This window comes from Mesorhizobium sp. M1342 (genome assembly GCF_040317955.1).
Taxonomy (GTDB): Bacteria; Pseudomonadota; Alphaproteobacteria; order Rhizobiales; family Rhizobiaceae; genus Mesorhizobium.
The window spans coordinates 123170-137928 of record NZ_JAMYLI010000011.1 but is presented as its reverse complement, the minus strand read 5'-3'; the positions used below and the strand labels follow the sequence as shown (position 1 = coordinate 137928).

The window sequence follows — 14759 nt, the reverse complement described above, 5'->3', positions numbered from 1 at the left end:
ATACATATCGAAACGCACTGCAAGTGCCATCATCGCATGAGAGACAGAGAACCGGAGAGAAAAGTGGCAGCGATCTTTGCGGAACAGGCGCTCCTTCCCAATGGCTGGCGCGATAATGTGCGGATCACCCTGGCCGAGGGGCGCATTACAGCCGTTCAGCCTGGTGCCGCTGCGACAGCCGACGACGAACGCCACGCGATCCTGTTGCCCGGCATGCCCAATTTGCACAGCCACGCCTTCCAGCGCGGCATGGCCGGCCTTGCCGAGCTTCGCGGCCCCTCCGCCGACAGTTTCTGGAGCTGGCGAGAGGTGATGTACCGCTTCGCCCTGTCGATGACGCCCAATCAGGTCGAGGCGGTTGCAGCGCAGCTCTATGTCGAGTTGCTGGAGGCCGGTTTTTCCCGCGTCGGCGAATTTCACTATCTGCATCACGACCGCGATGGAAAACCCTATGCCAACCTCGCCGAGATGGCCGAACGCATTGCGGCCGCGGCCGGCGAGACGGGCATCGGCCTGACGCTGTTGCCGGTGTTTTATGCGCACTCGTCTTTCGGCGGTGCCGTGCCAAACGAAGGCCAGCGGCGATTCATCAACGATGTGAATCGGTTCTCGCGGCTTGTTGAGAAATGCCGCGAATCGGTTCGTGCACTGAATCAGGCTGTCGTCGGCGTCGCTCCGCACAGTTTGCGCGCCGCGACACCGGAAGAACTGATTGAGGTGACTGCCATAGCACCGGATGGGCCTATCCACATCCACATTGCCGAGCAGGTGAAAGAGGTCGAGGATTGCCTTGCCTGGTCGGGCGCGCGGCCGGTCGAATTTCTGCTTGGGCATGCCAAGGTCGACAAGCGCTGGTGCCTGATCCACGCCACGCACATGACCGATGCTGAAACCGTTGCCATGGCCAGGAGTGGCGCCATCGCCGGCCTTTGCCCGATCACCGAGGCCAATCTCGGCGACGGCACTTTTGCAGCGCCACTGTTCAGAGACCATGGCGGCCGCTTCGGGGTCGGCTCCGATTCCAACGTGCTCATCGGCCTCCCGGACGAGTTGCGCCAGCTCGAATATTCGCAGCGCCTCGCCCGCCGCGCCCGTAATGTGCTGGCGGTCGCCGGCGGCTCGACTGGCCGCGCGCTGTTCGACGCCGCACTCGACGGTGGCAGCGTCGCGCTTGGCGCCGGTGCTTCCGCGATCGCCGCCGGCGCCTCGGCCGATCTCGTCTCGCTCGATCCCAAAAATCCCTCGCTGGCCGGCAAGACCGGCGACGCAATTCTCGACGCCTGGATCTTCGCCAATGGCGGCAAGGTCGACTGCGTCTGGGTGCATGGGCTCAAACAGGTTAGCGGCGGCAGGCATGTGAAGCGAGAGGCCATCGCCGGGCGGTTTCGCAGCGTGATGACGGCGCTTTCGGCATGAGCATGGCCGACACAGTGGTAGCGGAAGGTGGCGGCTCGCTGCACCAGCGCATCCTGACCGACATTAGCGAGAAGATCACGTCCGGGGCCTGGGCGCCCGGCCATCGCATCCCGTTCGAGCACGAATTGAGCGTGCAATACAATTGCTCGCGCATGACGGTGAACAAGGCGCTGTCACAGCTTGCCAAGGCCGGGCTGATCGAACGCCGCCGCCGCTCAGGCAGCTTTGTGCGCCGGCCGCAGTCGCAAGCGGCGGTGCTGGAAATCCACGATATCCGCATCGAGGTCGAAGCGCTCGGTCTGCCCTATCGCTACGAGCGCGTGATGCGACACAAAAGGCGCAGCAGCGCCGGGGACCGCGCCTCGCTGGAATTGGGCTTGGCCGGACCGGTTCTGGCGCTAGAATGCGGGCATTTCGCCGGCGAGCGGCCGTTCGCGCATGAGCAGCGGCTGATCAACCTCACCGCCGTGCCTGAAGCAGCCGATGAGGAATTCCTGGCCATAGCGCCAGGGCCATGGCTGATCGGCCGCGTGCCGTGGAGCGAAGCCGAGCACCGGATTCGCGCTGTCGCCGCCGACAGGCATATAGCGGCCGCACTCGACATCGAAGCCGGCGCGCCATGCCTGGTGGTAGAGCGACGGACATGGAGCGCCGAACATCCGGTCACCCATGTACGCTTTACCTACGCAGCCGAGAGCCACACGCTGGTGGCAAGGTTCAGGCCGTCGCAGGGGTGAGGCGTGTCCAGCCGCAGGCTGGCGAAAAGCCAACGATTTGGCTTTTCGAACGCCGAACGCCCGGAGCCATAGCGGAGGGCAGCGGCGCCGACCCCCACCCGGACCTTCGGTCCGACCTCCCCACAAGGGGGAGGTAGAAGGCCGCCGATCAAATCGCCGCGGTAATAATAATCTCGACCAGATAATCCGGGGTGGCGAGCTTTGCTTCGCCGGTGGCGCGGGCTGGCGTGTTGCCCTGCGGCACCCACTTGTCCCACTCCGCGTTCATCTCGGCAAAGGTGCTCATGTCGGCCAGCCAGATGATCGCCTGCAGTATCTTGGTCTTGTCGGAACCGGCCTTGGCCAGCAGTTCGTCGATGGCCGCCAGGATGTCCCTGGTCTGCGAAGCGACGTTGCCGGTTGGCTGGCCAACCTGACCAGCCAGATAGACGGTATTGCCATGGATGACGATCTGGCTCATGCGCGGGCCAACATCGATGCGACGAATGCTCATTGGATGGTTCCTTCCTGTGGCGGTTGCGCTTCTTTAGAGTCGCGACCGGCTTCGGGCAAGATCGTCAGGTCGAATCCCCTTGGGCCAATGGCATATGGATGTGCAAACACGGCAAGTTGACCCTGCGGCCGCAATTCCGCCGGATTGGCTTGTTGACTAATGTAATAACATCACATATCCAGTCGGCCGCTGCCAGCAGCCGGATTTCGCCGCCTACGGATCGCAGAATGACAAATACCTGCCTGACATTCCGCGACCTGACGCTTGGCTACGGCAGCCATCCGGCGATCCATCATCTCGACGGCACCATCCGCAAGGGCTCGCTGACCGCTGTGGTCGGCGCCAATGGCTCCGGCAAATCGACGCTGATGAAAGGCATTGTCGGCGTCCTGAAGCCGATGGCCGGCGAGGTTATCCGCGCGCCCGGTGTACGTGCCGCCTATCTGCCGCAGCAATCGGAGCTCGACCGCTCCTTTCCGGCACGGGTGGTGGATCTGGTTTCGCTCGGCCTGTGGCCACGGCGCGGCCTGCTTGGCCGCTACACCAAGGAAGATCGCGAAGACGTCAGCAAGGCGCTGATGGCGGTTGGCCTCGGCGGTTTCGAGAAGCGGCCGATCGACACGCTGTCGGGCGGCCAGTTGCAGCGCACGCTGTTTGCGCGTGTCCTGCTGCAGGACGCCGACCTCATCCTGCTCGACGAACCCTTCAATGCTGTCGACGCCAAGACGGTCGGCGACCTCATTGCCCTGATCAAGCACTGGCATGGCGAGGAACGCACCATCATGGTTGTCGTGCACGATCTGGACCTGGTGCGGCAGAATTTCCCCGAAACGCTGCTTCTCGCCCGCCAGCCGATCGCCTGGGGCGAAACCAGGGAAACGCTGAAGCCTGATAACCTGTTGCGCGCCCGCCGCTTCCACGAAGCCTGGGAAGAAAATGCACCCTGGTGCGAGCCGGGCGAGGACGCTCATGGTCACGATCACCATGGCCACGATCACCATGACCATCAACACGGCGTCGGACCGAGGGCTGCCTGATGGACATGCTTTACGGTCTTGTCATCGCGCCCTTCGCCGATTTCGGCTTCATGCAGCGGGCTTTGATCGGTTCGCTGATGCTGTCGCTCGGCGCCTGCCCTATCGGCGTCTTCCTGATGCTGCGACGCATGAGCCTGTCGGGCGACGCGATGGCGCACGCCATCCTGCCCGGTGCAGCCGCCGGCTTCCTGTTCTATGGACTGGAGATCCTGCCGATGACCATCGGCGGCCTGATCGCCGGCGTCATCGTCGCGCTCGGCGCCGGCGCCGTCTCGCGCTTCACCATCCAGCGCGAGGACGCCTCGATGGCGGCGTTCTATCTGATTTCGCTCGCCATCGGCGTGCTGATGGTGTCGATCCGCGGTTCCAGCGTCGATCTCATGCACGTGCTGTTCGGCACCGTGCTGGCGCTCAACGATGAGGCCCTGACGCTGATCGGCGGCATCGTCGCGGTGACGCTGGTCAGCCTCGCGATCTTCTGGCGGGCGCTGGTCGCCGAATGCCTCGACCCGCTGTTCCTGCGCTCGGTCAGCCGGCTCGGCAGTCCGGTGCATTTCATCTTCCTCGGCCTTGTCGTGCTCAACCTTGTCGGCGGCTTCCAGGCACTCGGCACGCTTCTGTCGGTTGGGCTGATGATGCTGCCGGCCGCAGCCGCCCGCTTCTGGACAGTTCGCGTCGAGCCGATGTGCGTGCTGGCGGTGCTGATCGGCTTCGCGTCCTGCGTCGCCGGGCTGCTTTTGTCCTATCACGCGTCGCTGCCGTCCGGCCCGGCCATCATCCTGTCGGCCGGCGTCGTCTATTTCGCCTCGATCCTGTTTGGCACGCGCGGCATTCTGCGCGCGCGCATCATCCATCACCGTCACAGAACGGCCTGATCCCCGCCCCTAGAAGGAGACCCGTCTATGCTGAAATCGATCCATGCCGCCTTGGCTATGAGCGTTATAACATTAACCGCCTTTGGCGCATCGTCGGCCTTGGCGGCACCGCTGAAAGTGGTCGCCAGCTTCACCGTCATTGCCGATTTCGCCAAAAATGTCGGCGGCGACCGCATCGACGTCACCACCATTGTCGGGCCGGATGGCGACGCCCATGTCTACGAGCCGAGCCCGGCCGATGCTGTGGCCATGGCCAAGGCCGACATCGTGCTGGTCAACGGCCTGCATTTCGAAGGTTTCCTGCAGCGGCTGGTCGATGCCAGCGCCACCAAGGCGTCTATCATTACCTTGACCAAGGGCGTGACGCCGATCGATTTCAAGCCTGAATTCGCCGACGCCGACGCGGCCGAAGGTGCCGGCACCGGCGGCGGCAAGACGGTCACCGATCCGCACGCCTTCCAGTCGATCGCCAACGCCAGGATCTACGTGAAGAACATCGCCGAGGCTTTCTGCGCGGCGGATGCGGACGGCTGCGTCAGCTACCAGACCAATGCCGCCGCCTACACGAGGAAGCTCGACGCGGTCGAAGGTGAAGTGAAAACTGCGATTGCCTCGATCCCGGAGAGCAAGCGCGTCGTCATCACCTCGCATGACGCCTTCGGCTATTTCGAACACGCGTATGGCCTGACCTTCCTCGCCCCGCAAGGCATCTCGACCGACTCCGAGCCATCCGCCGCAGACGTCGCCAAACTGGTCAATCAGGTGAAGCAGGACAAGGCGGCTGCGATCTTCGTCGAGAACATCACCAACCCGCGCCTGATCGAACAGATCGCCAGCGAAACCGGCATCAAGGTCGGCGGCACGCTCTATTCGGATGCGCTGTCGCAGCCCGACGGCCCGGCTGCGACCTATATCGACATGATGCACAACAACATCCGTCAGATCAAAGGCGCCATTCTCGGCAGCTGAGTATGAAGGATTGTCCAGCCGGGCCGCATCGGCCCGGTTGGATTTTCCGGCACGCAGTGTCTATTTGGCAGAGAATTCCTTCGGTATGGATTGCCGCCCATGTCGGGGAGTGGCAAGACTGCCGCCTGACCAGTTTGCGAGGATGCTGCCATGGAATACCGCGAAATCAGCGAGGACTATTCGGTTTCGGGCCAGATCCAGCCTGAGGACGTCGCCGCCATCAAGGAAGCCGGCTTCAAGAGCGTCATCTGCAACCGGCCCGATGACGAACAGCCCGGCCAGCCTTCTGCCGACACCGTCAAGGCAGCGGTCGAAGCCGCAGGGCTTGCCTTCCGCTACATCCCCGTCATCAGCGGCCAGATTACGGCCGAGAATGTCGGGGATCAGGCCGAAGCGCTCGACGAACTCGACGGCCCGGTCTTCGCCTATTGCCGCTCCGGCGCCCGCTGCACCAATCTCTATGGGCTGATCCAACAGTCGAAGGATTGAACGGCCTTCCGTCATTCCGTAGGCTGGCGATCCTTCACACCCCCCTCTGGCCTGCCGGCCAATCTCCCCCCTTGCAAGGGGGGAGATCGGCAGCTTCGCCGCCAAGGCTCTTCCTGCAACGTTGGCGATTGGCGAAGGGATTCGCGACATCCAATCTCCCCCCTGTTTGGACCGGAGACATCGCGAACAGGTGTGCGAGGACATCGCGAACAGTTTGGCGTGCTTTGCGCCGGGAGGTTCGCGATGCCATTTGGGAACACCAGCGTGATGGATGGGAAGTTGGAGTTTGTGCGTCTTGCGGTGCAGGATGGCAGCAATGTCAGTGCGCTTTGTCGTCGTTTCGGGATTGGCCGAACCTGTGGTCACAAGTTGATCGCGCGGTATCGCGCCTATGGCGAAGCCGGGCTTGCGGAGCAATCGCGCCGTCCAGCGACGAGCCCGGCGCGCAGCCCGGATGCAGTCGAGGCGGCGGTTCTTGGCATGCGCCGGGCGCACCCGGCCTGGGGCGGACGCAAGATCTCCAAGGTCCTGCAGCGCGAGGGAACCGGTTCGCCTGCACCTTCCACGGTGACCGGGATCCTGCACCGCAATGGCGTCGAGCTGGGTTTGCTCGGGGGTGGAGCCAAGCCGTTCGGGCGCTTCGAGCATGCCGCCCCCAACGATCTGTGGCAGATGGACTTCAAGGGCCATGTCGCATTGCGGCAGGGCGGCCGGCTGCATCCGCTGACCGCGCTCGACGACCATTCGCGCTTCTCCGTCGTGCTGCAGGCTTGCATCAACGAGACCGGCGAAACGGTCAAAGCCCACCTGATTGTCGCCTTTCGCCGCTATGGACTGCCGCAGCGCATGGCTTTCGACAACGGCCCACCGTGGGGAGATGGCGGACGAAGCAACTTCACACGCTTCACCGTCTGGCTGATCGAGCACGGCGTCGCCGTCTCCCATTCCAGGCCTCTGCATCCGCAGACGCTGGGCAAGGAAGAGCGCTTCCACCGCTCGCTCAAGGCCGAAGCGATGGCCGGACCTGCTTTCGAAAATCTCGATCGCGCGCAGAAAGCCTTCGATGCCTGGCGCGACCTCTACAACACCGAAAAACCTCACGATGGCCTCAAGGGTTGCGTTCCCCTCGACAGATACACACCCTCGCCGCGATCCTTCTGCGAGGCCGTCGAAGCTTTCGACTACCCACAAGACGCCATCGTTCGCAAGGTCCAGAAGGAGGGCCGCGTCGCCTTGTGCGGCTACATCCTGCGCCTCTCCAAGGCATTTGGAGGGAAAGCCGTGGCCTTCACCCCCACCGGCAAGGACGGCGTCTTCCAAGCCTTCTTCAGACATCAGAAAATAGAAACAGTCGACCTCAACCTCTGCAGACGATAAGTGACAAAACTGTTCGCGATGTCCTCGCACACCTGTTCGCGATGTCTCCGGTCCAAACAGGGGGGAGATCGGCAGCTTCGCCGCCAAGGCTCTTCCTGCAACGTTGGCGATTGGCGAAGGGATTCGCGACATCCAATCTCCCCCCTTGCGGGGGAGATGTCCGGCAGGACAGAGGGGGGTGCTGCCCCTCCGACGTATCAACTGAAATCCGTTCTGCCTAAATCGGTAACGCACCCGTCTCCTTCAGCGTTTCCAGCACGATCGCCGTCTTCACATGCTGCACCGATTCATGCGGCAGCAGCACGCCGTTAACGAATTCAGACAGCGATTTCAGGTCGGGCGTCACCACTTTCAGGATGTAATCCATCTCACCGGTCAGCGCGTGCGCTTCCTGCACCTCGGGCAGCCGTGCCACCAGTTCGCCGAAGCGACGCGCATTGTCGCGGTTGTGGGTGGCTAATGTCACCGAGATGACGTTCACCAGCGAAAAACCGAGTTTGTCGCGGTCGAGCACCGCCCGATAGCCCCTGATGAAGCCATCCTCCTCGAGCCGCTGGCGGCGGCGCGAGCATTGCGACGCCGACAGGTTCACCCGCTCCGAAAGATCATTGTTGGTCAGCCGCGCATCGCCCTGCAACAGCGCCATTATCTTGCGATCAAACTGATCAATGCGCGCTTCATCCATGGTTTTTCCTGACATCGTGCACGCTTCACGCATGACATCATCATTTCAAGCGTTTGAATGCAAGCACCGTGCGCCTCCTCCGCGTTATGATCGCAGGCTAGGCCAGCTTTCGGAGGAATATCATGGGTCCCTTCCCGCACGACGCCCCGCCCGCCAAGATCAGCAAGGACAACCCGGCCGGCACCGACGGCTTCGAGTTTGTCGAATTCGCGCATCCGGAGCCGCAGAAGCTCGCTGAGCTGTTCACCCGTATGGGCTATGTTGCGGTGGCCAAGCACCGCACGAAAGACATCACCATCTGGCGCCAGGGCGACATCAACTATGTCGTCAATGCCGAACCCGGCTCGCATGCAATGAAATTCGTCGACAAGCACGGCCCCTGTGCTGCCTCTATGGCCTGGCGGGTGGTCGATGCCAAGCACGCTTTCGATCACGCCGTTGCCAAGGGCGCCACGCCTTACGAAGGCGCCGACAAGGCGCTCGACGTGCCGGCAATCGTCGGCATTGGCGGCTCGCTGCTCTATTTCATCGAGACCTATGGCAAGAAGGGTTCGGCCTATGATGCCGAGTTCGAGTGGCTGGGCGAGCGCGACCCGAGGCCGGAAGGCGTCGGCTTCTACTATCTCGATCACCTGACCCACAATGTCTATCGCGGCCATATGGACAAATGGTGGGATTTCTACCGCAGTCTGTTCGGCTTCAAGCAGATCCATTTCTTCGACATCGACGGCAAGATCACCGGCCTGGTCAGCCGCGCCATCACCTCGCCCTGCGGCAAGATTCGCATTCCGCTGAACGAGTCCAAGGACGAGACTAGCCAGATCGCCGAATACCTGAAGAAGTACAATGGCGAGGGCATTCAGCACATCGCTGTCGGCACCGACGAGATCTACGCCGCCACCGACAGGTTGGCCGAGAACGGCCTGAAGTTCATGCCCGGCCCTCCGGAGACCTACTACGACATGTCGTATGACCGCGTGAATGGCCATGACGAACCGATCGAGCGGATGAAGAAGCACGGTATCCTGATCGACGGCGAAGGCGTCGTCGACGGCGGCACGACCAAGATCCTGCTGCAGATCTTTTCGAAGACCGTGATCGGCCCGATCTTTTTCGAGTTCATCCAGCGCAAGGGCGACGAAGGTTTTGGCGAGGGCAACTTCCGCGCGCTGTTCGAATCGATCGAGCAGGACCAGATCAAGCGCGGGGTGATCAAGGTTCAGGCTGCGGAGTAGGTAGATTCGAACCGGGCTTCTTGCGGCGCCACCAATTATGACCTAAATTATGGTCATAAGGATCGCGCTATGAATGTTTCCATCGCCGAGGCCAAGGCCAAATTGTCGGAGCTCGTCAGCCGCGCGGAAGCCGGCGAGGAGATCGTTCTGACACGCCACGGCAAGGTGGCCGCGCGCATCGTACCGCCGGCAGCGGCCGAACCACTGCCGCGTATTGGCGCCTTGAAGGGCAAGATTTGGATTGCGGACGATTTTGATGAACTCGGTCCCGAATGGGACGAGTACGTGAAATGACGGTCGGCCCGTTTCTCGCCGACACGCATATCATCCTGTGGTCGATTTCAGACGATCCACGTCTCAGCCAGCACCACCGCGCTATCTTGGCTTCGGAAGCGGTGGTGTTCGCGAGCGCGGCAAGCGTCTGGGAAATTGCCATCAAACGCTCAATCGGAAAACTCAACGCGCCGGACGATCTGCCAACGCTGCTTCCCAGAATGCAATTTCAGCCACTTGCCGTCACTTTGCAGCATGCGAACGCCGTCAGCAGCCTACCCCACCATCATGGTGATCCATTCGACAGACTGCTGATCGCGCAGGCGCAAATGGAGAACCTGACCATCTTGACATCCGACCCGCATTTCGCCCGTTACGGTGTCGCTGTGGCATGATCGGCCAAGCAATTGGTCTCACAAACCCAGCCGCTCAACCTCCACTTGTCTCAGCTTCAAATCATAATCGAGCAAGAACTCGTCCAGTTGCGGCGGCTTGACCGACGTGCCGGACAGCATGGCGTGCACCTGGCCGCGGTGATGGATGTCGTGCAGAAAGACATGGGCGAGGATATCGCCGATGCGCTCGGGGATCATGCCGTCCTCGCGCCGGTCGGTGATGACGCGGCGATCGAGATCGTCGGCCGACAGCCTATCGCAAAAGGCGATCAGCCGCCGGTCGGCTGCGACCTGCGCGGCAAACAACGCCGCCGGCTCGTCGAGGGGCACGAAGTCGTCATGGGCGGCAGCACCGAGACCACCCTCTTCGAGAAAATCGAGATAGAGAAGATCGACCGCAAGGATGTGGTTGAGCGTTGCCTTGATCGACGGAAAGAAGCTGGTGCGTTCGGCCTCGAACTCACCGGGCTGGAGGGACAGCACCGCGCGGTAGAGCCGGTCGTTCGACCACAGATTGTTGCCGGCCATACGGCGCAGATGGTCAAGCAGGTTCACGAGATCAGCCCCCTGCCCGCACCAGATACAAGCCCGCCCACATAGCTGCAAATCCCGCAAGAACGATCAGCAGCAGCCGGTTCATGCGCCGACGCATGGCTTGCGTCTCCTCATCCCGGGCGACTTTCATGTTCGTGATGGTGTGCAACATCATCGCCTTGCGCGGAAAGCCGCTGCGGTTGGTCAGGTCAGGCGAGCGCGCCTCGATGCGGTAACTCAGCCGGATCGCCTGGATGAAGACCGCCAGTATGGCGAGTGCCCAGACACCGGCCAGCAGATAGACCCCCGTCATTCCCTTACCTCTCGTATTTCTCGACCTTCTGCTCGATGGCGCCGAAAATCGAATGCCCGGCCTTGTCCCTCATCTCGATGCGTACCGTGTCGCCGAAGCGCAGGAACGGCGTTTGGGCTTCGCCTGACACGATGGTCTCGATCATGCGCAGTTCGGCGATGCAGGAATAGCCGGCGCCGCCGGCCGAGACAGGTTTGCCCGGCCCGCCGTCGAGCTTGTTGGAAACGGTGCCGGAACCGATGATCGTGCCGGCGGCAAGCGGCCTGGTCTTGGCAGCGTGAACGATCAGCGCCGGAAAATCGAAGGTCATGTCGACACCGGCATTGGCCCGGCCGAACGGCTTACCGTTGAGGTCGGCGAGCAACGGCAGGCTGACCTTGCCGCCGTCCCAGGCGTCACCCAGTTCGTTCGGCGTGACCGCGACCGGCGAAAACGCCGAGGACGGCTTTGACTGGAAAAAACCGAAACCTTTGGCCAGTTCCGGTCCGGTGAGTGCGCGCAGCGTGACGTCGTTGACCAGCATCACCAGCCGGATCGCAGCGCGCGCTTCTTCGAGGTTGGCGCCCATCGGCACGTCGTCGACAATGACGGCGACTTCGCCTTCCATGTCGATGCCGAAGCCTTCGTCAGCCATGCGGATCGGGTCACGTGGCGGAATGAAGGCGTCCGAGCCGCCCTGGTAGATCAGCGGGTCGATCCAGAAGCTCGCCGGCATCTCGGCGCCGCGCGCTTTGCGCACCAGCTCGACATGGTTCACGTAAGCCGAGCCGTCGGCCCATTGATAGGCGCGCGGCAGCGGCGAGTGGGCGTCATGCTCGTGGAAGCGCTCGGCCGGCATCGCATTGTTCTCAAGCGATTCGGCTATTGTCGCGAGATGCGGGGCGATGCGGCGCCAGTCGTCGAGCGCCGCCTGCAGCGTGCGCACCAGGAACGAGGCGTCGGTGAAGCGTGTCAGGTCGCGCGAGACGACGACGAGTTTTCCGTCGCGCGTCCCGTCCTTCAATGTGGCAAGCTTCATGCAGTTTCCTCTCCTTGTGCAGCTTTCTCGCTGCTTAACTCCACAACAAGGCCGTCGCGGGCGATCGTCAAGTCGCCGGCCCATGTTTTCCTGACAGCGGCAGTCCAATCGGCCTCCCCGATCCCGGGATCGTCGGCTGGAATGAGATGATTGAGCACCAGTCTCTTGACGCCGGCATCGCTGGCGATGCTGCCGGCCTCTTCGGCAAAGCTGTGGCTGGCGAGCAGGTGGCCTTTCAGCCGCGCGCCATTGCCGGTCCTAGCCACCAGCCGCTCGATGCCTTCCTCCAGCATGGCTTCATGGACGAGGATATCCGCACTCCGGGCGAATTCGGTGAGCGGCGGAAAGAAGGCCGTGTCAGCAGAGAACACCACGCTTTTCCCGCCGCGTTCGAAGCGCAGGGCAAAACAGTCGGTCACCGGCGGATGCTCGACGCGCAGCGCCGAAACCGTCAAGCCGCCCTGCTCGAGCACCTGGCCTTCGCCGAATTCGACGATCGAAACCAGGTCTCGAATATCCGGCCGGCCCTCGTCGACGACGCGGATTTCGATGTCGAAGTCCATCGCCTGGCAAAAGCGCTGCCAATAATGATCCGTGCCGGGCGGACCGAACACGTGGACCGGCGCCGCCAGACCCGCCGTCCAGGCGGTGTGGATCAGCGGCCCCAGTTCCAGCACGTGATCGGAATGCAGATGCGTGATGAAGATCAGGTCGAGCGATTTCAGGCTGATGCCGACATCGACGAGACCCCGCGTGACGCCAAGGCCGCAATCGACGACGATGCAGCGGCCGCCCATCTGCAGCAGCGACGAGCTCGGCCATGGACCACCCGGCCGCAATGCCGGGCCACCCTTCGAGCCCAAAAGCACCAACCGATCAGGCATTGGCTCGGTGCTCAAGACCAGTCGCCCTCGGGCGTGCCGTTGAAACGCTTCTTCAGATCCGCCCAGCAGTCGATGTAATTGTCCTGCCGGGTTTCGAGTTCGGCGCCGTAGCGGGTCAGCATCTGCGGAAATCGGGTCTCGAACATGAACGCCATGGTGTTGTCGAGCTTGACCGGTTTCAGGTCCGCGCGCGAGGCCTTTTCGAAGCCAGGCGCATCCGGCCCATGGGCCAGCATCAGATTGTGCAGGCTGATGCCGCCGGGCACAAAGCCTTCTTCCTTGGCGTCGTACTGGCCATGGATCAGGCCCATGAACTCGCTCATGATGTTGCGGTGGTACCAGGGCGGCCGGAAGGTATCTTCGGCCACCAGCCAGCGCGGCGGGAAGATGACGAAGTCGATATTGGCCGTGCCCTCCTCGCCGCTCGGTGCGGTCAGCACCGTGAAGATGGACGGGTCGGGATGGTCGAACAGCAGCGCTCCGACCGGCGAAAAGGTCGCCAGATCATATTTGTAGGGCGCGTAGTTGCCGTGCCAGGCAACGACGTCCAGCGGCGAATGGCCGATCTCGGTGACATGGAAATTGCCGCACCATTTCACCGTCAGCCGACACGGCGTTTCCTTCTCCTCGAACCAGGCACAAGGCGTCTTGAAATCGCGTGGGTTGGCAAGGCAGTTGGCGCCGATCGGGCCGCGGTCGGGCAGCGTCAACTTGGCGCCGTAGTTCTCGCAGACGTAGCCGCGGACTTCCTTGTCGACCAGCTCGACCTTGAAGACCAGACCGCGTGGCAGCACCGCGATCTCGCCGGGCCGCAGCTCGATGACGCCCATCTCGGTGACGAAGCGCAATGCGCCGACCTGCGGCACGACCAGCAACTCGCCGTCGGCGTTGAAGAAATGATCGTCGACCATCGAACGGTTGGCGACGTAGACATGCGCTGCCATGCCTGTTTGCCCGAGCACGTCGCCAGCGGTGGTGATGCTGCGCATGCCCTTGATAAAATCGGTCGGCTCCTTCGGCATCGGCACCGGATTCCAGCGATACTGGCCAAGCGCCAGTTCATGATCGCCGACATTGGGAGCGGTCTTCCACAAGGGATAGCTGGCCGCCTTGAAACGCCCAGTGTGCTTGACGCTCGGTCGGATGCGATACAGCCAGGAGCGCTCATTGGTGCCGCGCGGCGCGGTGAAGGGCGAGCCCGAAAGCTGCTCGGCGTAAAGACCGTAGGCCGGCCGCTGCGGCGAATTCCGTCCTTGCGGCAGCGAACCGGGCAGCGTCTCGGTTTCGAAGTCGTTGCCGAAGCCCGGCATATAGGAAAAGGCCATTGCTTCCTCCCGAAATGGATATCCATTGACCAAACTGGTTTCATTTGTAACCATTGAAAATGTAACCATCAATGGCGGCTTTGAAAAATGGTGATCAAGAGCGAAGCGTCCGACGCGCCTGAAATTCTCAATCTGGAAAATTTCCTGCCCTACCGGCTCCACCGGCTTGCCGAGGCCGTCAGCCGGGAATTCTCGAGGATATACAAGGATCGTCACGGCCTCACGCGTCCCGAATGGCGCACGCTGGCCGGGCTCGGACAGCGTGGCACGATGACGGCGACGGCGTTGGGCGAACAGTCGGCCATGCACAAGACAAAGGTTTCGCGCGCTGTCGCCGAACTCGAACGGCGTCGCTGGCTGACGCGAAAACCGGACGAAAAAGACCGCCGTATCGAACATCTGACGCTGACCGGAACGGGGCTTGCCGCCTATCGCGAGATGGTGCCGCTGGCGAAGGCGTTCGAACGGGATTTGCTGGCAAGATTAAGTGCTGAAGAGCGCGCGGCGATCACCAGCGGACTGGCTGCATTGGAGACCAATGCCTGGTCCCTAGCTAGTCCAAGATCAAGCCAATCACTCTGGACGACGGAGTTCGAGCGAGACTGCGTGGGAGCTCCCACCACAGCCAAAGCATAGCATTGCCTTCGATTTGATCGTGATTTGCGTTGTCAGGCCGCGTATAATGCCCATCACACCGACGGGAG

The 14759-nt window shown here is 62.3% G+C and carries 18 protein-coding genes; 11 read left to right on the top strand and 7 right to left on the bottom strand.

Annotated elements, in window-relative coordinates; genetic code table 11:
- The first annotated feature begins 63 nt into the window (after positions 1–63).
- Together NKH06_RS13720 and hutC are read left to right on the top strand one after the other, a co-directional pair.
- Entirely contained in the window at positions 64–1416 is a 1353-nt protein-coding gene (locus tag NKH06_RS13720; protein ID WP_023810172.1) for a formimidoylglutamate deiminase, read from the top strand.
- Positions 1413–2153, top strand: coding sequence for a histidine utilization transcriptional repressor HutC (gene hutC / locus NKH06_RS13715; protein WP_023810171.1), 741 nt, complete (start codon positions 1413–1415; stop codon positions 2151–2153). Before NKH06_RS13720 ends, hutC begins: the two co-directional genes overlap by 4 nt.
- 148 nt (positions 2154–2301) lie before the next feature.
- On the opposite strand, the gene NKH06_RS13710 is transcribed toward hutC, so the two are convergent.
- Complete coding sequence (locus NKH06_RS13710; RefSeq protein ID WP_023810170.1) at positions 2302–2646, bottom strand: RidA family protein; 345 nt, start codon at positions 2644–2646, stop codon at positions 2302–2304.
- 227 nt (positions 2647–2873) lie between these two features.
- Here NKH06_RS13710 and aztA point away from each other — a divergent pair, with 227 nt between their 5' ends.
- The 5 genes from aztA (at position 2874) to NKH06_RS13685 (ending at position 7393) form a co-directional block, all read left to right on the top strand.
- On the top strand, positions 2874–3683 hold the full coding sequence (gene aztA / locus NKH06_RS13705; protein ID WP_023810169.1) for a zinc ABC transporter ATP-binding protein AztA: 810 nt from the start codon (positions 2874–2876) through the stop codon (positions 3681–3683).
- Positions 3683–4558, top strand: a complete 876-nt coding sequence (aztB, locus tag NKH06_RS13700; protein WP_031212890.1) for a zinc ABC transporter permease AztB — start codon at positions 3683–3685, stop codon at positions 4556–4558. The genes aztA and aztB overlap by 1 nt, the downstream gene beginning before the upstream one ends.
- A gap of 27 nt (positions 4559–4585) precedes the next feature.
- A complete protein-coding gene (gene aztC / locus NKH06_RS13695; protein ID WP_023810167.1) occupies positions 4586–5527 on the top strand; it encodes a zinc ABC transporter substrate-binding protein AztC in 942 nt (313 codons plus the stop codon).
- A 150-nt stretch (positions 5528–5677) separates the two neighbouring features.
- Positions 5678–6016: a protein tyrosine phosphatase family protein gene (locus NKH06_RS13690; RefSeq protein ID WP_023810166.1), complete on the top strand. Its 339-nt coding sequence runs from the start codon at positions 5678–5680 to the stop codon at positions 6014–6016.
- Between the two features lie 243 nt (positions 6017–6259).
- The gene (locus NKH06_RS13685; protein ID WP_352893292.1) at positions 6260–7393 is read left to right on the top strand and encodes an IS481 family transposase; all 1134 of its coding nucleotides are present in this window, start codon (positions 6260–6262) and stop codon (positions 7391–7393) included.
- A gap of 217 nt (positions 7394–7610) precedes the next feature.
- Here the strand turns inward: NKH06_RS13685 and NKH06_RS13680 are convergent, their stop codons facing one another.
- Complete coding sequence (locus NKH06_RS13680) at positions 7611–8078, bottom strand: Lrp/AsnC family transcriptional regulator (RefSeq protein WP_013532311.1); 468 nt, start codon at positions 8076–8078, stop codon at positions 7611–7613.
- Positions 8079–8200: 122 nt separating this feature from the next.
- Between NKH06_RS13680 and hppD the strand changes: the two genes are divergently transcribed.
- The 3 genes from hppD to NKH06_RS13665 all read left to right on the top strand — a co-directional run bounded on the left by hppD (position 8201) and on the right by NKH06_RS13665 (position 9981).
- Entirely contained in the window at positions 8201–9313 is a 1113-nt protein-coding gene (gene hppD / locus NKH06_RS13675; RefSeq protein WP_352893291.1) for a 4-hydroxyphenylpyruvate dioxygenase, read from the top strand.
- A 69-nt stretch (positions 9314–9382) separates the two neighbouring features.
- A complete protein-coding gene (locus tag NKH06_RS13670) occupies positions 9383–9607 on the top strand; it encodes a type II toxin-antitoxin system Phd/YefM family antitoxin (RefSeq protein WP_023813589.1) in 225 nt (74 codons plus the stop codon).
- On the top strand, positions 9604–9981 hold the full coding sequence (locus NKH06_RS13665) for a type II toxin-antitoxin system VapC family toxin (RefSeq protein WP_352893290.1): 378 nt from the start codon (positions 9604–9606) through the stop codon (positions 9979–9981). The genes NKH06_RS13670 and NKH06_RS13665 overlap by 4 nt, the downstream gene beginning before the upstream one ends.
- A gap of 18 nt (positions 9982–9999) precedes the next feature.
- Here NKH06_RS13665 and NKH06_RS13660 read toward each other — a convergent pair whose 3' ends face one another.
- From NKH06_RS13660 to hmgA, 5 genes are read right to left on the bottom strand one after another with little or no spacing between them, the layout of a single operon-like run.
- Positions 10000–10536, bottom strand: a complete 537-nt coding sequence (locus NKH06_RS13660) for a DinB family protein (protein WP_023813587.1) — start codon at positions 10534–10536, stop codon at positions 10000–10002.
- A gap of 4 nt (positions 10537–10540) precedes the next feature.
- Positions 10541–10828, bottom strand: coding sequence for a hypothetical protein (locus NKH06_RS13655; protein ID WP_128305083.1), 288 nt, complete (start codon positions 10826–10828; stop codon positions 10541–10543).
- A gap of 4 nt (positions 10829–10832) precedes the next feature.
- Positions 10833–11846: a fumarylacetoacetate hydrolase family protein gene (locus tag NKH06_RS13650; RefSeq protein ID WP_352893289.1), complete on the bottom strand. Its 1014-nt coding sequence runs from the start codon at positions 11844–11846 to the stop codon at positions 10833–10835.
- Complete coding sequence (locus NKH06_RS13645) at positions 11843–12730, bottom strand: MBL fold metallo-hydrolase (protein ID WP_352893310.1); 888 nt, start codon at positions 12728–12730, stop codon at positions 11843–11845. Before NKH06_RS13645 ends, NKH06_RS13650 begins: the two co-directional genes overlap by 4 nt.
- An 11-nt stretch (positions 12731–12741) precedes the next feature.
- A complete protein-coding gene (hmgA, locus tag NKH06_RS13640) occupies positions 12742–14055 on the bottom strand; it encodes a homogentisate 1,2-dioxygenase (protein WP_352721288.1) in 1314 nt (437 codons plus the stop codon).
- A gap of 87 nt (positions 14056–14142) precedes the next feature.
- On the opposite strand from hmgA, the gene NKH06_RS13635 reads away from it, so the two are divergent.
- On the top strand, positions 14143–14691 hold the full coding sequence (locus tag NKH06_RS13635; RefSeq protein WP_023813582.1) for a MarR family winged helix-turn-helix transcriptional regulator: 549 nt from the start codon (positions 14143–14145) through the stop codon (positions 14689–14691).
- Positions 14692–14759: the final 68 nt, after the last annotated feature.